At 73.7% G+C, this 18,264-nt stretch carries 10 protein-coding genes; 8 read left to right on the top strand and 2 right to left on the bottom strand.

What is annotated here, in order from left to right:
• Positions 1-33: 33 nt before the first annotated feature.
• The 4 genes from WMF11_RS12865 to WMF11_RS12850 all read left to right on the top strand — a co-directional run bounded on the left by WMF11_RS12865 (position 34) and on the right by WMF11_RS12850 (position 6,560).
• The gene (locus tag WMF11_RS12865; RefSeq protein WP_437977686.1) at positions 34-1,419 is read left to right on the top strand and encodes a serine/threonine protein kinase; all 1,386 of its coding nucleotides are present in this window, start codon (positions 34-36) and stop codon (positions 1,417-1,419) included.
• Between the two features lie 541 nt (positions 1,420-1,960).
• Positions 1,961-3,331 (top strand): sigma 54-interacting transcriptional regulator, encoded by a 1,371-nt coding sequence (locus WMF11_RS12860; RefSeq protein WP_437908683.1) that lies wholly within the window; start codon positions 1,961-1,963, stop codon positions 3,329-3,331.
• Positions 3,332-3,491: 160 nt separating this feature from the next.
• Positions 3,492-5,222: a hypothetical protein gene (locus WMF11_RS12855; protein WP_437977685.1), complete on the top strand. Its 1,731-nt coding sequence runs from the start codon at positions 3,492-3,494 to the stop codon at positions 5,220-5,222.
• 297 nt (positions 5,223-5,519) lie between these two features.
• A complete protein-coding gene (locus WMF11_RS12850; protein WP_437977684.1) occupies positions 5,520-6,560 on the top strand; it encodes a hypothetical protein in 1,041 nt (346 codons plus the stop codon).
• On the opposite strand, the gene WMF11_RS12845 is transcribed toward WMF11_RS12850, so the two are convergent.
• Positions 6,544-7,983, bottom strand: coding sequence for a serine/threonine-protein kinase (locus WMF11_RS12845; protein WP_437552110.1), 1,440 nt, complete (start codon positions 7,981-7,983; stop codon positions 6,544-6,546). The two genes, WMF11_RS12850 and WMF11_RS12845, sit on opposite strands and share 17 nt — an antisense overlap.
• Before the next feature lie 181 nt (positions 7,984-8,164).
• On the opposite strand from WMF11_RS12845, the gene WMF11_RS12840 reads away from it, so the two are divergent.
• The 4 genes from WMF11_RS12840 (at position 8,165) to WMF11_RS12825 (ending at position 15,947) form a co-directional block, all read left to right on the top strand.
• Positions 8,165-12,091: a protein kinase domain-containing protein gene (locus tag WMF11_RS12840; protein WP_437977683.1), complete on the top strand. Its 3,927-nt coding sequence runs from the start codon at positions 8,165-8,167 to the stop codon at positions 12,089-12,091.
• A 633-nt stretch (positions 12,092-12,724) separates the two neighbouring features.
• Positions 12,725-13,213 carry an SsrA-binding protein SmpB gene (gene smpB, locus WMF11_RS12835; protein ID WP_437552108.1) on the top strand — a complete coding sequence of 163 codons (489 nt, stop codon included), beginning with the start codon at positions 12,725-12,727 and terminating at the stop codon, positions 13,211-13,213.
• A gap of 153 nt (positions 13,214-13,366) precedes the next feature.
• Positions 13,367-14,878 carry a pyridoxal phosphate-dependent decarboxylase family protein gene (locus WMF11_RS12830; protein ID WP_437977682.1) on the top strand — a complete coding sequence of 504 codons (1,512 nt, stop codon included), beginning with the start codon at positions 13,367-13,369 and terminating at the stop codon, positions 14,876-14,878.
• Between the two features lie 187 nt (positions 14,879-15,065).
• Positions 15,066-15,947, top strand: a complete 882-nt coding sequence (locus WMF11_RS12825; RefSeq protein ID WP_437977681.1) for a hypothetical protein — start codon at positions 15,066-15,068, stop codon at positions 15,945-15,947.
• A gap of 11 nt (positions 15,948-15,958) precedes the next feature.
• Here WMF11_RS12825 and WMF11_RS12820 read toward each other — a convergent pair whose 3' ends face one another.
• Positions 15,959-17,965, bottom strand: a complete 2,007-nt coding sequence (locus tag WMF11_RS12820) for an amylo-alpha-1,6-glucosidase (protein WP_437977680.1) — start codon at positions 17,963-17,965, stop codon at positions 15,959-15,961.
• Positions 17,966-18,264 lie beyond the last annotated feature (299 nt).

Raw genomic sequence — 18,264 nt, 5'->3', positions numbered from 1 at the left:
GCCGCATAGCGCATCGTGCGAGGGCGGCTGGCCATGATGCACGAGCTGAACGACTGGAGCCCCGGCGCGGAGATTGACGGCTTCACGCTCGGCGCTCGCGTGCGCGCGGGGGGCATGGGCGTGCTCTTCCGCGTCACGAGGCCAGGCATCGAGCGGCCGCTGGTCATGAAGCTGCCGCGCCTGGGGCCGAACGAGCCCAGCGAGAGCGTCGTCGGCTTCGAGACGGAAGCGATGATCCTCCCGACCTTGAAGGGACCTCACGCGCCGGCCTTCGTGGCGGCGGGAGACCTCGCGGGTACGCCGTACCTGGTCACGGAGTGGATCGAAGGCCGCACGCTCGCTGACCTGCTCGGCGATGGACCGCTGAACACCGCCGACGTGGCCCGGATCGGCGCCGCCCTCGCGGACGCGCTGCATGGCATCCATCAGCAGGGCGTCGTCCATCTGGATGTGAAGCCCGAAAATGCCATCGTTCGCGCGGACGGCGCGGTGGTCCTCATCGACTTTGGCTTCGCCCACCACGCGCATTACCCCGATCTGCTGGCGGAGGAGACGCGTCTCGGCGCCGGCTCTGCGCCGTACGTCTCGCCGGAGCAGATCCTCGGAACACGCGCAGACCGGCGCAGCGATCTGTTTGCGCTGGGCGTGGTGCTGTACGAGCTGGCGACGGGGGAGCTGCCGTTCGGCGAGCCCGACACCGACGTGCGCAACCGGCTCTGGCTCGACCCCCTGCCCCCCTCGGCGATCGCGCCCGGCATACCGCCGTGGCTGCAGGAGATCATCCTGCGCTGCCTGGAGCCGCGCGCGGAGCTGCGCTACCAGTCGGCTGCCCACGTGGCATTCGACCTGCGACACCCCGAGCAGGTGCCGCTCAGCGCGCGCGCCACGAAGACCAAGCGCGCCGGCCTGGTCTCGCAGCTGCAGCGATTCCTGAGGGCTCGCGCCGAGCACGGCGCCCGCCTCCGCGCGCCCCCGGCGCTGCTCAGCCGCACACCGATCGTCCTGGTCGCCGTCGACACTACCCATCTGGAAGACGAGCGACACCAGGCGATCCGCTCTGCGGTCTCGCAGTTCCTCGCGCTCAGCACGGAATTTCGCCTGATCTGCCTGACCGTGATCGCTCATTCCGGAGCGTCCCGCGAGCATCTGGTGAAGCTGCGAGGCTGGGCGGCACCACTCGGCCTGCCCAGCCAGCGGCTCTCGTTGCACGCCGTCGCGTCCAGCGCGCCGGAGGACGTGATTGTCGAGCTGGCTCGCCACAACAACGTCGATCTCGTCGTGATCGGAGCGCCGCCGCAGAGCGGCCGCGCCTGGTCCCAGTCGGTCGCGTCGACGGTCACCGCTCGATCCGGCTGCAGCGTGCACGTCGTGCGAGTGAACGCGGCCCGGCGATCGCCGCGCGACGAACGCGCGTCGTGACGCATATCGGCCCCGCTCGGTCGGCGGGTGGGACGCGATACCTCCACGTAGGCGGCGCTCCGGAGGGGGATGCGGTCATTTGCCCCGAGAGGGTCCACATGAAGACGGGAAGGCGGGAAGATCATTCAGGTTTTCTTCCCGCCTTCATGTTCAAATGACTGCACTACCCTCCGGAGAGGGCGCGCAGCACCTCGATCACGTCATCACGGCGCGCAGCGTCGCCTGGCACACCACCGCCTGACATGCCATCGACTCCGGATGCATATCTTACGATTCGTTTGCCCCGAAGAGGTCGTCGCGTGCCCTCCCTGCGCGCCCGTGGTTCCGGAAGGAATGACGGCGGTGTGCTCGGAGGGCAGGTGTACACCGCGGCTCTCCGAGGCGCCCTGACCGACCGTTATTCGTTCCTCTCCTTCGCGCCCGTCCAGGCCGGGAGACGGCGGCGCCGATCTCGAACGATCTCCGCGAGCGGGTGGTCGCGGCGTACAAGGCGGGTCCGCCGCGGAGAGCCCCCGCTCGGCGCCGTGGTAGCCTCGACCCGATGTCGCACGGCCAGCCATCGCCCTCCTCGCCCGACGAGACCCGCGCGCTCGTGTCCCGCTCCACGGAGCTCGTGTTCAGGCGCTTCCGGCTCAAGGTCCTGGAGGGCCCGGAGCGCGGCCTCACGCGGGACTCGGACGAGCCGGAGCTCGTGATCGGCACCGCGCCGGGCACGCACCTCACGCTCACCGATCCGACCGTCTCCCGCCATCACTGCGCCATCACCGCCACGGCCGAGGGGTTCCTGCTCCGCGACCTCGACAGCAAGAACGGCACGACCATGGCCGGGTACCGCGTCCGCTCCGCCTACCTCAAGGCCGGGACCGTGCTCGGCGTCGGCGAGACCTCGCTGCGCTTCGACCACCTCGACGAGGAGGTCCGCCAGCCGCTCAGCGACGAGGAGCGCTACGGCCGCGCCCTCGGGCAGAGCGCCGCCATGCGCCGCCTGTTCGCCCTCCTGCCCCGGATCGCCGGGAGCACCTCCACCGTGCTGATCGAGGGCGAGACCGGCACCGGCAAGGGCCTCGTCGCCGAGGCCATCCACCAGAGCAGCCCGCGCGCGAGCGGGCCCTTCGTCGTCGTCGACTGCTCCGCGATCCCGCCGAACCTCATCGAGGCCGAGCTCTTCGGGCACGTGAAGGGCGCCTTCACCGGCGCGGTCGCGTCGCGCCCGGGCGCCTTCGAGGCGGCGCGCGGCGGCACCGTCTTCCTCGACGAGATCGGGGAGCTGCCGCTCGACATGCAGCCCAAGCTGCTCCGCGCGCTCGAGGAGCGCGTCGTCAAGCGCGTCGGCAGCCTCGATCCGGTGCCGCTCGACATGCGCGTCGTCGCGGCGACCCACCGCGACCTCCGGAAGGAGGTCAACCGCGGCCGCTTCCGGGCCGATCTCTTCTACCGCCTGAACGTGGTGCGGATCCGCATCCCGCCGCTGCGCGAGCGGATCGAGGACATCCCGCTGCTCGTCGCCCATTTCTACGAGCAGCTGGTCACGGACGGCGATCCGAGCCCGCCCGCCGAGCTCCTCGAGGCGCTCGCGCAGCAGGACTGGCCCGGCAACGTGCGCGAGCTGCGGGCCGCCGTGGAGCGCGCGGTCCTCCTCGGCGACGCGGCGCCGTGGCGCGACGGGGCGGACGACGAGGGCGGCGCGCCGGACAGCGCCGCGCCGCCCGCAGCCGAGGACGCCTTCGACCCGGCGCTCTCGTTCCGCGCCGCCAAGGAGAAGGCCACGTCGCGCTGGGAGCGCGCGTACCTCCGGGGGCTGCTGCGGGCCCACGGGGGCAACCTCTCGGCGGCCGCGCGCGCGGCGCGCATGGACCGGAGCCACCTCCACGAGCTGCTCCGCCGGCACGACCTGTCGGGGCGCGAGGAGTAGGCGCGTAGGCGCGCGCCTACACCTGTGGGCGCGCCCCTACAGGGACAGGGGCGCGATGCGCGGAGAGCGCCGCCCGAAGCGCCGGGGATCCGCGAGGCCCGCCGCCCGGCACCGGCGCACGGCGCCCGGCACGGGCGCTGCAATGGAGATCCGCGACACCATGACGATGCAAGGCACGCCCCGGTACCTGCTCCTGGCACTCCTCGGATCGAGCCCCGCTGCGCTCGGCTGCGTCGCGGCGGCGGACGAAGACCCCCCCGCGCTCGGCGAAGCAGCGCAAGCCGTGCTCAGCGGCGATGAGCCGCCGGCTCCGGCGCCGGCGCCCGATCCGGAGCCGGGCGGCAGCGCCCCGGAGCGTGACGTCATCTCGCTGAACGGCCTCAAAGCCAGCGTCACGCGGGACCCCGACTTCCTCCGCCTTCTCGACCGCCTCAAGCGCGCCCGCCTCGCCGACGGGTCCGAGTTGATCCTCGAGAGCGTGACCGGCGAGAAGGGCGCGCTGCTCAGCAGAGCGATGGCGTACGTGGCGTCTTGCGCCCTGAGCGAGGGGCAAAAGCTCGTCGTAGAGGATCTGCGACAGAACGCGCGCTATCAGTTCGACGGTCTCCACGGCCTTGCCCCGTCCTGGAGCGACAGCGCGCTCACCGATCAAGAGCAGCGCTGGGTGAGCGCTTGCCTGCTCGCGCACGCAAACAAACTCGGCAGACCGGTCCGCTTCTCGCTGCGCGCGCCGCGCGGGACCATCACCCCCGAGGAAGCGATCGACTACACAGCCCAGGAAGCCACGTACTTCGGCGACCTCTTCGGCCTGGAGCCGAAGAGGTTCGCGTGCATCGGCGCGACGATCAACCAGACGGCGATAGAGGAGGGGCGGACTTGCCACAAGTCCGACGAGGAGTGCGAGTTCCACGTCCTTGGCCTCTGCGCCGATACTTGCTCCAGCGACGGGGACATCTTCGGGCAGTGCGGGGACGACGACGTCACGTACCGGGAGGTCGTCACGGTCCACAACCTATCGAAGAACGATCGCCCCCCGACCACGCCTGGGGCGACCGGCGTCGGGATCTTTCGCGCGGGCGCCTGGGCGCTCGATCGCAACGGCAATGGATACGACGGCGACGCCGGGATCAGCTTCGCCGTCACCGGCAACACGCCTGTCGTGGGCGACTGGACCGGCAACGGTCACTCGAAGCCCGGCGTGTTCCGCGACGCCGACGGGATGTGGTTCCTCGATCTGGACGGCAACGGCTGGTCGCCCGGCGTCGATCGGCAGATCCAGTTCGGGCTGCCCGGCGACGTGCCCGTGGTCGGCGACTGGACCGGCTCCGGGCAGACGCGCGTCGGCGTCTTCCGGGCCGGCGTCTGGGTCTTCGATCTCGACGGCGACGGCTACGACGCGTCCGATCGCGTCCTCCACTGGGGCAGTCCGGGGGACACCCCGGTCGTGGGGAGCTGGGACGGCAGGGGCAAGACGCGCCCCGGCCTCGTCCGCGTGCTGCCCGATGGATTGATGTACTGGTACCTCGACGCGAGCGGTACAGGGCTGAACGGCACCTACCGCGCGCTCCAGTTCGGACTGCGCGGCGACGTGCCCCTCGTCGGCGACTGGACCGGCACCGGCCAGACCCGCGTCGGCGTCTTCCGCAACGGGGAGTTCCACCTCGATCTCAACGGCAACGGGTACGACGGCGAGCTGCCCATCCGCCTCGGCCAGGCAGGCGATATCCCCGTGGTCGGGCGCTGGAGCGGCACCGCACGCAGCCTCGTCGGCGCCTTTCGGCCATCGAACGGGACATGGCTCCTCGACATGAACGGCAACGGCTGGGACGGCGCCGACCGCGCCCTCCAGTTCGGCCTCCCCGGCGACGTCCCCCTCACCGGCTCCTGGTAGAGCGGCGGGCACCCGCTTCGGATACGGGCCCATCTCGACGTTTTCGGTGCTCAGCGCACCGGAGTGCGCTTCCGCGCCGAAAACGCCGATCTGGACCCGTCTCCTGTGCGGGTGACCGCCGCTCTGTGACGCCGTGGGCCTGGGCGGAGAGATAGGCGCTTCAGAACAATTGATTTGGGACAGCTGGTCTCGGGGCCGCGCGGAGGCGGGGCGATCGCTGTTCGCAGATGGGCGTGTGTCGTCATGCCGGCGATCCGCGCCATGACCGATGGACTGTAGAAAATGAGGATGAGATCTATGAATTCGTTGTCGGCCAAGTCCACTACGCTGCTCCTCCTGATCGCCGCTGTCACCGCCGCGGCGGGCTGCGGGGAAGCGCCGATCGACGGCGGCGACGCGATGGAGGACTCCGTCGGCGAGGCGGACGGCGCGCTCGAGGGCGAGAGCGATGACGGCAGCGACAGCCGGATCTTGCCGCCCATCTCGCGCGTTCCGACCGGCGTCGGGGTCTTCCGTGGGCCGAGCACCTTCGTGCTCGATCGCAACCGCAACGGGTGGGACGGCGACGCCGGGATCAGCTTCTCCGTCGCCGGCAACACGCCTGTCGTGGGCGACTGGACCGGCGACGGCAGCTCGAAGCCCGGCGTGTTCCGCGACGCCGACGGGATGTGGTTCCTCGATGTGGACGGCAACGGCTGGTCGCCCCGCGTCGGTCGGCAGATCCAGTTCGGGCTCCCCGGCGACGTGCCCGTGGTCGGCGACTGGACCGGCGAAGGCCAGACACGCGTCGGTGTCTTCCGGGCCGGCGTCTGGTACTTCGACCTCGACGGCGACGGCTACGACTCGTCCGATCGCGTCCTCCAATGGGGCAATCCAGGGGACACCCCGGTCGTCGGGAGCTGGGACGGCAGCGGCAAGACGCGCCCCGGCGTCGTCCGCGTGCTGCCCGATGGCATGATGTACTGGTTCCTCAACCTGAGCAGCGATGGACTGGACGGCTCCTACCGCGTGCTCCAGTTCGGCCTGCGCGGCGACGTGCCCCTCGTCGGCGACTGGACCGGCTCCGGCAAGACGCGCGTCGGCGTCTTCCGCAACGGGGAATTCCACCTCGATCTCAACGGCAACGGATACGACGGCGAGGTGCCCATCTACCTCGGCCAGGCCGGCGATATCCCCGTCGTCGGGCGCTGGAGCGGCGCCGCGCGGAGCCTCGTCGGCGCATGGCGGCCGTCGGACGGGATGTGGCTCCTCGACATGAACGGCAACGGCTGGGACGGCGCTGACCGCGCCCTCCAGTTCGGCCTTCCCGGCGACGTCCCCATCACCGGGAGTTGGTGACCGCGGGGAGGGCGCGCGCGTAGAGCCGCGCCACGGCCCCGGCCGGCGCCGCCTCGATCCCGAGCCCGTCGAGCAGCGCCGGCGTCGCGAAGAGGCCGGCGGGCAGGCCGTCCGGGAGCCACGCCGCGACGTCGAGCAGCGGCCCCCCTGCCGGCGCGGCGCCGTCGAAGCGCGCCGGGGCGGCGTGAAGGCACAGCGCGACATGCACCCGCGGATCGCGCGCGGACCGCGCCTCGAGCGCGCCGAGGAGCGCGCGCGCCGCGTCGATCGCCGACCGCCGCGCGGCGCGATCGCCGCCGGGGAGCGCGCCCGGCTCGGCGACGTAGAGCGCGGCGTGGCCGGCCTCGACCGCGGCGCGGAAGCCGTGCTCGGCGAGGCACGCCTGGGCGGCGGGGAGGATCGTCTCCAGGTCGTCGAGCAGGCCCGGATCCGCGTCCTCCAGCGCCGCCGCGTCGGCGCGCGCCTCGACGTGGAGGGCGATCGCGAGCCGCTCGGCGCCGGACGGGAGGCCTGCGCGGCCCGCCGCGTCCCGGAGCTCGGCGAGCAGCGCCGCCGCGCCCTGCTGGCGCCGCCCCGGGTCCTTGCTGAGCGCCCGCAGCAGCACCTCGTCGATCGCGGGCGCGACCGGCGCGCGCGCGCTCGGGCGCGCCGGGCGGGCGTGGAGGTGCAGCTGCGGGAGCAGCGTCGACTTCGCCGGGAAGGGCGGCTCGCCGGTGAGCAGGGCGTAGAGGAGCGCGCCGAGCGCGTAGACGTCGGTGCGCTGATCCGTCGGCAGGCCGCGGATCTGCTCGGGCGCCATGAACGCCGGCGTCCCGACCATCTGCCGCGAGCCGGTGATCCCCGGGCCCGGCTCGTCGAGCAGCTTGGCCACGCCGAAGTCGAGGAGCACGACGCGACGCGCGCCGCCTTCGTCCGCGAGGAACACGTTCGAGGGCTTGATGTCGCGGTGCACGATCGCCTGCGCGTGCGCCGCCGAGAGCGCGGCCGCGAGCGGCTCGAGGATCGAGAGCGTCTCGTCGAGCGACAGGCGCCCGGCGGCCGCGAGGTGCGACCGGAGGTCCACGCCGTCGAGCAGATCCATCGCGAAGTACGGGTTCCCGTCCGGGAGCTCGCCGACGTCGTGGACGGCGACGACGTTGGGGTGCCGGATGCGGCCGATCGCGCGCACCTCGCGCGCGAAGCGGAGCGCCGCCTCGCGGCTGGAGACGAGATCGGCGTGGAGCACCTTGAGCGCGCGCGCGGCGCCGCCACCCTCCGCCGGGACCACGCGATACACAGCGCCCGCGCCGCCGTGGCCGAGCAACGACACGACGATGTAGCCGCCGACGCGATCCCCCGGCGAGAGCGCGCGCCGGTCCCCGGAGGAGCACCCCCGCGCCACGACCGTGGTGATCGGCACAGGCTCGGCGGCGTCGCACTTCACAAGAGAGACAGCGTAGCATGCGGGCCGCGGCCGGGGCGCGCGGAGCACCGCCGGGCGCGCTCCGGACTCCGCTTCTCCTGCTCATCTCATCGCTCGCCGCCCCTCGCCCCTCGCCCCTCGCCGCGCTGGACGCCGCCGCTCGAGAGGTCCTTTGCCTCGCTGCCCACGTTGCCACATCCGGGTGTCCGCCTCGCGCCCGTGTCCCCGCGACGGCTTCACGGCGCCCGCGGCCGCGGTCACGGAGGCGAGCGCCGGGGCGCCGTCGCGCATCGAGGACTTCGCCGTGGGCGGCGAGCTCGGCCGCGGCGGGTTCTCGGTGGTCTGGGAGGCGACGCGCCACGGCGACGGCGCGGCCGCCGCCATCAAGGTGGCGCGCGCCAGCACCGAGCTCGCGCGGGCGCGCTTCGCGCGGGAGGCAGCGGCGATGTCGCGCGCCGGCGCGCCGCCCGCGCCCGCGCTCCACGCGCGCGGGCAGCTCGACGACGGGCGGCCGTACCTCGCGATGGAGCGGGTGCGGGCGCCGACGCTCGCCCGATGGATCGAGGAGCGCGCAGCGCGCCCAGGCCCGGCGGCCGACCCCGACGGCGCGCCCGCCGTGGCCGCGGCGGTGCTCGAGGCGCTCGCCGCCGTCCACGCGCGCGGCGTCGTGCACCGCGATCTCACGCCGGACAACGTGGCGATCGACGCGACCGGGCCCGCCGTGCGCGCGACGCTGCTCGACTTCGGCCGGGCCTGCGCGCTCGGCGGCGGCGCCGCCTCCGCGACGGGCGACGGCGCGGCGTGGGCCGGCGCCGAATGGACCGGCGCGGGCTTCGCGGTGGGGACGCCCGAGTACATGGCACCCGAGCAGATCCGCGGCGAGGCGGCGGCGGACGCGCGGACGGATCTCTATGCGTTCGGCGTGATCCTCCACGAGCTCCTCGCGCTGAAGCCGCCCTTCGTCGGCGATCGCAGCGCGATCGAGCACGGCCACCTCCACCTGCGCCCGCCGCGCCTGCCGGAGGAGGCGGGCGTCCCCGACGCGGTGCAGGCGCTCGTCCTCGCCTGCCTGGCCAAGGATCCGGCCGAGCGCCCGCCGAGCGCAGACGCCCTCCGGCGTGCGCTGGAAGCCGCGTGCCTGCGCGGGCTGGGCGATGCGCGCCGCCCCGCGCCGGGCGCCGCGTCCGTGGCCGCTGCCGCGCCCGTGGCCGCTGCCGCGCCCGTGGCCGCTGCCGCGCCCGCGCTGGCCGAGATGCCCGCCTCGGCCACAGCGAAGGCGCCGGCCGCGGCGCTCATCTCGGAGGGCCGCCGGCTGATGGCGCTCGTCGCCGTCGAGACCACCGCCGACGCCGCGCAGGTGAGCGCCGCCGTGGCGCGGCGCGCGGGCTTCGTGGCGCGGCGCCGCGGTCGGCGCTTCGTCGCGGTCTTCTCGGGCGCCGACGTCGAGGCGCCGCTCGCGGCCGCGCTCGCCGCCGCCGAGGACCTCACCCGCGGCGGGGAGGCGCGCGCCGCGGTCCACCTCGCCCCGCTCCGCAGCCGCCCGCGCAGCGACGGCCCGCCCGCCGTCTACGGCGCGGCGGTGGAGCAGCCCGAGACCTGGATCCCGGCGGGCGCGGGGGATCCCGTGGTGCTCACCGAGGCAGCCGCCCGCGCGCTCCCGCCGGCCCGCGCCGGCGCGGGCGCGGACCTCCTGCGGCCGCGCGCGGGACCGCCGCTCGTCCTCGTCGGCCGCGACGACGTCCTCGAGGCGCTCGCAGGCAGCGCCGGCGCCTGCTTCGCGCGTGGCGCGCCGGGGCTGTTCACGCTCCTCGGCGAGCGCGGCCTCGGCAAGTCCCGCCTCCTCGCCGAGACGGCCGCGCTGGTGCGCCGGCTCCGGCCGGACGCGGCGGTGATCGCCGCCGCCGCGGAGCCGCCCGCTGCGGGGGACCCGGCGCGGCCGCTGCAAGAGCTCCTGCGCCAGGCGCTCGCCGGGGCGCCGCCGGGCGACGAGCACGGCCCGCGCGCGCTCGCCGCCGCGCTGCGCGCGCGGGCGCGCGGCGGGCCGATCGCGGTCGTCCTCGACGACGCGCACTGGGCGCCCGACGGCCTCCTCGACGCGCTCGAGGTCGCCACCCTGGACGGCGAGCGCGGGCTCTGCTGGGTGCTCGTCGCCGCGGATCCGCGGCTCGCCGCCGCGCGCCGGGGGTTCGGCGCGCGCGCCGCCCGGAGCGACGCGCTCACCCTGGCCCCGCTCGACGCGGCCGCCGGCGTCCGGCTCGCCGCCGCGCTCCTCGCGCCCGCGGAGTACCCGCCCGCGGCCGCGCTCGAGCGGCTCCACGGGTGGGCCGGCGGCAACCCGGCGGCGCTCGTGGAGCTCGCGGCCGCGCTCAAGGAGGCCGGCATGGTGCGCCGCGCGCGGACGGGCAGCTTCTACCTCGCCACCGCGGCGCTCGACCGCATCCCGCCCTCCCCCGCGTGGCAGTGGCTCGCCACCCGCCAGCTCGACCTCCTGCCGCGGGAGATCTCGGCGTGCGCCCGGCTGTGCGCGGTCCTCGGCGTCACCTTCAGCGCCGCCGAGGTCGAGCGCGTCCAGCGCGCGCTCGAGCGCGGCGGCGGCGCGACCACGCCCGTCGACGCGCGCGCCGGCCTGCGCGCGCTCCGCGACCACGGCCTGCTCGAGCAGCGCCCGCCCGATCGGTTCGCCTTCCGGAGCGCCGCGCTCCGCGACGCGCTCTACGGGATGCTCGACCCGTCGCACCGGGATCGCGTCCACCAGGCCGCGCTCGAGGTGTGGCGGGACGCGCGGGATCGAGGCGTGGACGCGCTCGAGCGCCTCGCCCTGCACGCCGCTGCGGTGGGCGCGCGCGCGGAGGCCGCGGCGGCCTCGATCCGGCTCGCCGAGGCCGCGCTCGCGGCGCACGAGCACGTGGCCGCGGACGCTCATGCCACGCGCGCGATCGAGGCGATCGACGTGATCGACGTGATCGACGCGCGCGAGGCGCCAGGAGAAGCACCGGGAGGTGTGCCCGGCGAGGCGCTCGGCGGCTCGGGCGGCCTGGTCAGGGCGCGCGCGCTCACGCTGCGGGGCGCGGCGCGCTACCCGATCTCGCGCACGCGCGAGGCGCTCGAGGACCTCGCCGCGGCGGCCGCCTCCGCGCGCGCGATGGGCGCCGAGGCGCTGCTCTGCGAGGCCCTGCTCGAGGAGGCCGCGGCGCTCGATTGGGACAACGACTTCGCCGGCTCGGCGGCGCGCGTCGAGGAGGCGCGGCCGATCGTCGCGCGCCTCGGCGACCGCCGGCTCTCGCGCCGCTTCCTGGTGGCCGAGGGGCGCTGCTCCTGGCGCCACGCGCGCGTGCCCGAGGCGGTCGAGCAGCTCGGCCGCGGCGCGGCGATGGCCGAGGCGGACGGAGACTACGAGGCGCGCGTCGTCGCGCTCCTCCTGCTCGCGTGCGCGCTGGTGGTGGCCGGTCGGCTCGCGGAGGCCGAGGCCCGCTTCGACGAGGTGATCGCGCTCGCGGCCGGGGCGAAGGACAGCGTCCACCTCTGCGTCGCGTACTGCAACCGGTTCTTCCTGTGGACCGCGATGGAGGCGCTGGACCGCGCGATCGACGATCTCCGGCGCGCGGTCGATCTGGCGCGCGAGGTGGGCAACCCGTGGCCCGAGCGCGCGGCCACCGGCAACCTCGCCGAGCAGCTCTTCTGGAACGGGAGCGACGACGAGGCGCTCGATCTGGCCCGCCGGGGCCGCGCGCTCGAGGAGCGCTTCATGGAGCGCCCGGTGGTCGAGCTCTCGCTGATGCTCGCCCGGCTCCACGCCGCGCGCGGCGAGGACGCCGAGGCCGCGGCGGCGGTCGCGTGGATCCGCGCGAGCTGCCCGCCCGGCCCGGCGGCGCCGAACGCGCAGGCCTTGCTGGACGCCGTGGCGCTCGCGATCGGCGCGCCCGGCGGCGCGAGCTGGGAGGAGACGCTCGCGCGGTCGCGCGGCCTGCTCCCGATCGAGCGGCTCGAGGCGCTCTACTTCCTGGCGCGCGCCGCCCGCCGCGCCGGCCGGGAGGCCGATGCGCGCGCGGCCTTCGCCGAGGCCCGCCCGCTGCTCCCGTCGGGCCTCTCGTTCGCCCGGCGCTTCGCCGCGCTGGGCATCGAAGGGTGAGTGAACAGGCCCGGCTGCGCTGTGGCATCGCCAGTTCGCGACCCATCGTCCGCGTGGATCCTCCCTGTCTTCCCGGCGGAGCCCTTTTGCCCTCTCGCTCCGCCCTCGGACGCCCTCCGCGCTCGCGCGGCCACTTGCGACCAGGGGGCCATCGCTCAACTTGTTCAGCGTCGATGAGGCGCGCTCGTCGCTGAAACGCGGCGTTTATCAACGTTTCCCATCGCGCGCACCGATGAGCGACAAACGCCGTGCACAGGAGATCTGACCATGAACACGCGATGGATCATCTCGATTGTGGCGCTTCTCTCCTCGACAGGGATTGGCGCCGCGGGCCGCGCAGCACACGTGGAGGAGCCTGCGACGAACAATCTGGCATCCGCCGAAGCTCGGGCGAACGGCGCATCGGCGGACACCTCGAGCATCGATTCGCCGTTCGAAGCGCCAGACCAGTCGTGCAAGCTGGACAACTGTCTCCGCCCTCATGACCCCTGCACGTGCAGCAATACCGGGTGGGCTGGATATTGCGGAACCGGTCCGCACCACCCTGGGTGCCTCTACTGCCGCTGCGATTGACAGAGGCCGGCGGGAACCGTGGTCGCCGGGGCGCGGGCGGTGTCGTGCTAAGATGCCGTCGTGCCGAAGGAAAAGGCCAGGCCTGGCGAGACGCTGATCGCGCGCAACAAGCGCGCAGGCTTCAATTACGACCTCGGCGACCGGTTCGAAGCGGGCATCGTCCTCAAGGGGAGCGAGGTGAAGATGCTTCGCGCCGGCAAGGCCGACTTGACCGACTCGTTCTGCACGGTCCTCCGGGGCGAGGTGTTCTTGCAGGGCGTGAGCATCGCCGCGATGGCCAGCGCCGCCTTCGGCCACGTGCCGAAGGGCGCGCGCAAGCTGCTCCTCCACCGGCGCGAGATCGAGCGCATCGACCTCTCGATCGCCCGCGAGGGGATGACCGCCGTCGCGACCCGGCTCTACTTCAAGAGCGGCCTGGCCAAGGTCGAGATCGCGCTGGCACGGGGGAAGAAGAGCCACGACAAGCGCGAGACCATCAAGGAGCAAGACGCCGAGCGCGAGATGCGCGCCGTGGTGGTTCATGGACAACGAGGGTACGGACGCGCGTGACGCTCCGGCGAGCTCGCGGAGGGCCCAGCTCGGGCGTCGATCGCGGGCCGGCGCCCTCCTGACGAGCCGGCTCGTCTCGCCGGACGTTTTCGCGACGTCTTCGCCCCGAACGCCGCCCGCCGTGGAGCGCGCGATGACGTAGGATGGCGCGCGTTGGCCCGCCCGAAACGCCCGCCGTCAGGCCCCCACCCGCTCGAGCTGCCGGGCGACGCCATGCGCGAGATGGTCGAGCTCGCGATGGACCGCATCGTCCAGCACATCGAGACCCTGCCGGAGCAGCCGATGCACGCGACGCGGGGAGGCAAGCGGGTCGCGCGCTCGCTCCGCGAGCCGCTGCCGGAGCGCGGCGTGCCTTATGAAAAGCTCCTCCGGAAGCTCTTCGGCAAGCTCATCCCGATGAGCCTGAACACGGCGTCCCCCGGTTACATGGGGTACATCCCGGGCGGCGGGCTCTTTCACGCGGCCGTGGCCGATCTGATCGCGGACGCGGTGAACAGGTATGTGGGCGTCTTCCAGGCCGCCCCCTTGCTCGTGCAGATCGAGGCGAACGTCATCGCCTGGTTCTGCGCCATGCTCGGCCTGCCCGAGGGCTCCGGGGGGATCCTCACGACGGGCGGCTCGCTCGCGAACCTCGTCGCGGTGATCACCGCGCGCCGCGAGCGCCTCCCGCCGGACTTCCTGCGAGGGACCCTCTATGCCTCGGAGGAAGCGCACCACTCGGTGACGAAGGCCGCGCTCCTCGCCGGCTTTCCGCCGGAGGCCGTGCGCGAGATCCCGGTGGACGGGCGCTTTCGCATGCGGCCCGACGCGGCGGCGGAGGCGGTCGCGCGCGACCGGGCGCGCGGGCTCTCGCCTTTCCTCCTCGTCGCCTCCGCGGGCACGACGGGCACCGGCGCGATCGACGATCTGCCCGCCCTCGCCGGCCTCGCCGAGGCCGAGCGCCTCTGGCTGCACGTCGACGCGGCGTACGGCGGATTCTTCGCGCTCACCGAGCGAGGGCGCGCGGCGATGCGGGGGATCGAGCGCGCCGATTCGGTGACGCTGGACCCGCACAAGAGCCTCTTTTTGCCGTACGGGACGGGCTGCCTCGCGGTGCGCGATCGCGAGGCGCTGCGGCGCGCGCACGCGCTCTCCGCGTCGTACATGCCGCCGATGCAGGCAGAGGACGATCTCGTGGACTTCTGCGCGATCAGCCCCGAGCTGTCGCGCGACGCGCGCGGGCTGCGCGTGTGGCTGCCGCTGAAGATGCATGGGGCCTCCGTCTTCCGGGCCGAGCTCGACGAGAAGCTCACGCTCGCGCGCGGCGCCGCCGACGCGCTCCGGCAGATGGCGCACATCGAGGTCGTGGCGGAGCCCGAGCTGTCGCTCCTCGCCTTCAGGGCGCGCCCGCCCGGCGTCGACGACGGGCCGGCGCTCGACGCGCTGAACCGGCGCCTCCTCGCGCGGGTGAACGCGAAGCAGCGGGTGCTTCTCACGGGGGTGGTGGCCGGGGGGCGGTTCCTGCTGCGGATGTGCATCCTGAGCTTCAGGACACACGCGGACCGGGTGAACGCGGCGCTCGCCGACGTCGCGTCGAGCCTCGCGGAGGTGCTGGAAGAGCTCCGCGACGGGCCTCTTTCGCCCGCGCGCGGTGGCGATCAGCCCGGAGGAGCGGACGACGACTGAAGGGGCGCAACAGACGCGCTCGCCCGGCGCCGGCTCAGCTCGGTCTCGTGTACTCGATCTCCAGGATCGCTCCCGAACAGCCAACTATCTCGACCTCCCGCCGGCGAGACGATTCCCGCGCTCGTCATGGGACTCATGCTGGCCTGGCTCCGGCGATCCCTTTACGATCGGGCCAAGGAGGTTCTTCATGCGCAAGCATCGATCGGTCTTGCTCGCGACGCTCCTATCGACCGTCGCGGTCGCGATGTCCGCCGTGCCAGGATGCGGGGACGGCGAGGCGCGGGCGCCGACAGGCAGCGATTTCCTCTCCAGCTATGCAAAGGCCCTCTGCGACCGCACGTTCACGTGCTGCGACGCGGCGACCCGGGCCGCGCATGGCCTGGACGCGAGCTCCGCCGACGCGTGCGCCTCGCAGCTCGAGGCGATCCTCCTTGCCGTCAGCAACGGAGGCGAGGTGAAGGGCACCTTCGTCCCGGAGAAGGCGGAGGCGTGCCTCGCCGAGGTGGACGCCGCCCCCTGTGCCGAACTTGAAGTACTGGGCGTGCTTCTGGGGGTGGACGCCGAGTTCACGCCGTCCTGCCGCGATGCGTGGGACGGCGCCGTACCGGAGGGCGGGACGTGCGGCAACGACTGGGACTGCGCCCGGGACCGTTGCGTGCGCACCATCGACGCGAGCGGGCAGTCGACGTCGGCGTGCAAAGCGAGGGCGGCGGCCGGAGAGCCATGCTCGTCGAGGTTCGACTGCGACGAGGCGCTCCGGTGCGACCAGCCCTCACCGCCCGACGCGGGGGCGTGCGCGCCACGGCTCGCCATGGGCGAATCGTGCAAGGGAAGCCTCGACTGCCAGGAGGAGCTTCGCTGTAGCCAGGACGGGACGTGCCAGGCGCGCGAGCAGGCGGGCGGCCCATGTGCGTCGGACGAGGACTGCGCGGCCGGCACGGCGTGCGAGGGCGATTCGTGCGCGCCGCTCGGCGCCGCCGGCGCGCCCTGCTCCGCCGATTCGGACTGCGCGTCCTTCGCGTGCAGTGATGCGACGGGCACCTGTGCCGACGTCTGCAAGGGCGAGTGATGATCAGGATCTCACGGGGATAGAGCTCCGGGCAACGCCGCCTGGTCGAGGAGCGTGAAGGCGCGGAGCACCTCGCTGACGCTCCACGCCTGGGCGATGCAGCCGCGCGGCGCGAAGGGGGCGTCACCATCGAAGATCTCGCTGATCGAGCCGAGGCCGGCGGCGTTGATGTGGTCGCCCATCGGCGCGAGCAGCCGGCGGGCTGCGTCGCGATCGCCATAAACGCGGAGGTGCGCCTCGATGAACGGACCGATGAGCCAGGCCCAGACCATGCCCTGGTGGTAGGCGGCGTCGCGGCGCTCCTGATCGCCGCCGTAGACCCCCTGATACGCTGGATCCGACGGGGCGAGCGAGCGCAGCCCATACGAGGTCAGGAGCGCCCGCGCGCACGCGTCGACAACGGCGCGCTGTCGCTCGGGGGAGAGTGTGCTCTCCGGGAGCGACACGGCGAATATCTGGTTCGGCCGGAGCGCCGCCTCGGCGCCGGCGGGCCCGTCGAGGACGTCATAGCAATAGCCCGCAGCTTCGTTCCAGAAGCGCTCGAAGGACGCCAGGGCCCTCGCCGCCATCCCCTGATACGGCTCGGCGGGCTCGCCGAGGCGGGCGGCGAAGGCGACCATCGCCCGCAGCGCGTTGTACCAGAGGGCGTTGATCTCGACCGGCTTGCCGATGCGCGGCGTGATCACGCGATCGCCGACCTTGGCATCCATCCAGGTGAGCTGGACGCCGTCCTGTCCGCCGCGGAGCAGGCCGTCGCCCGGGTCAACCTGGATCCCATAACGCGTGCCCCGGATATGCCAGTCGACGATGCCCCGCAGCACCGGGAACAGATCGCGCAGGAGCCCGTCGTCGCCTGTCGCCTCGTGACAGGCGCGGATGGCCTGGAAGTACCAGAGCGTGGCATCCATCGTGTTGTATTCGGGGTGCGCGGCGCCGTCGGGGAACCGGTTGGGCAACATCCCCTGATCCACGAAGGCGGCGAACGTGCGGAGGATCGGCGCGGCGATGCTCGCCTGTCCCGTCGAGAGCGCGAGCCCGGGGAGGCTGATCATCGTGTCGCGGCCCCAGTCCTCGAACCAGGGATAACCGGCGATGACGCTCTTGCCGGGGGTGCCGCCGGGGGTCAGCGCGCGGTCCACGACGAACTGGTCGGCGGCGAGGACGAGCTGCGAGACCCAGCCGGGGGCGGCGGCCGCGCCCGACGGCCGCGCCCCGCTCCACGCCGAGAGGAGGGACCGATCGCGCGCGCGGCGGCGCGGGAGGGCCTCCCGATCGACAGCGGTGGTGCCGTCTCCGGCGGCGGCGAGGAACACCACCGTCTCGCCCGGCAGGAGGGTCGCCTCGAAGGTCGCGACGTGGAGGTGGTCGTCGCGGTCGAGGAGCCCGCGCGCCGTCTCGGCCGGGAGCGCGAAGCCGCGGTAGAGCTCCGTCGCGGGGGTGGCCGCGCCGCCTTCCAGCTTGAGGAACAGCGGCAGCGCGTCGCCGGCCGTGACGACGCGGACGCCGCCCGAAGCGGCGCTGACCTCGGCCGGCCACGCGACGGTGCCTGTGTTGTGGAAGACGCGGTTGTTGGCGATGGCGCGCGCGGTGAGGCGCAACGGCTCGCGGGCCTGGAGCGCGGTGTAGGCGACGTAGGTGGTGTTCTTGCCGTGCTCCATCCAGACGCGCTTCTCGAGCAGCGCGTCGGCGCAGGCGTAGCGCCAGCAAGGGATCGAGCCCTCGAGCGCGAAGTGCTCGATGTTGACGAAGCCGCTCGGCGCGACGGCGCCGCTCGCCCAGCGGTTGGTCGCGAGGTCCCAGGCCGCGTCGCGGTAGGTGACGGTCTCGTCGAGCTTGACGAGCATCAGCCGCCGATCGACGGGCGGCCGCAGGGCGGCGACGAGCAGCCCGTGGTAGCCGCGCGTGAGCGAGCCGGCCACCGTCCCGGAGCCATAGCCGCCGATGCCGTTGGTGACGAGCCACTCGCGCTCTTCGGCGATCCTCAGGTCGCCGCAGATCTCCCTCCCCATCCCGACCATGCGCTCCTCCTCCGGGACTTCTATCGCCTACCGAACCGGCTCGACGCAACCCTCGAATTCGCCGACGGGCCCTCGGTCGGCCTCGCACTCGGCCGATCCCTCCCGACACCACGTTGCCCCCCCCGCGGCGCGCTATCGATCGCCGACGACAGGCAGCGACCGGCGCGCCGGCGTGTCCTCGGAGGACGGGATGCGCGGCGGATCGGCCCACGACCCGAACCCCTGCGGCTTGGCTCCGGCGGGGTGACCGCCGATCGCCGTCCACAGGAGCCCCTCCACGTACGAGGACGGCGAGACGA

This window comes from Sorangium sp. So ce295 (assembly GCF_051527405.1).
Taxonomy (GTDB): domain Bacteria; phylum Myxococcota_A; class Polyangia; order Polyangiales; family Polyangiaceae; genus Sorangium; species Sorangium cellulosum_B.
This window is presented reverse-complemented; position numbering and strand designations above follow the sequence as displayed.

What these genes read in the sequence shown, in the direction of transcription:
- WMF11_RS12850 (WP_437977684.1), top strand. Translation starts at nt 5,520, where the DNA reads ATGAATTCGTTGTCGGCCAAGTCCACTACGCTGCTCCTCCTGATCGCC.
- WMF11_RS12865 (WP_437977686.1), top strand. Translation starts at nt 34, where the DNA reads ATGATGCACGAGCTGAACGACTGGAGCCCCGGCGCGGAGATTGACGGC.
- WMF11_RS12860 (WP_437908683.1), top strand. Translation starts at nt 1,961, where the DNA reads ATGTCGCACGGCCAGCCATCGCCCTCCTCGCCCGACGAGACCCGCGCG.
- WMF11_RS12855 (WP_437977685.1), top strand. Translation starts at nt 3,492, where the DNA reads ATGACGATGCAAGGCACGCCCCGGTACCTGCTCCTGGCACTCCTCGGA.
- WMF11_RS12825 (WP_437977681.1), top strand. Translation starts at nt 15,066, where the DNA reads ATGCGCAAGCATCGATCGGTCTTGCTCGCGACGCTCCTATCGACCGTC.
- WMF11_RS12820 (WP_437977680.1), bottom strand. Translation starts at nt 17,965, where the DNA reads ATGGTCGGGATGGGGAGGGAGATCTGCGGCGACCTGAGGATCGCCGAA.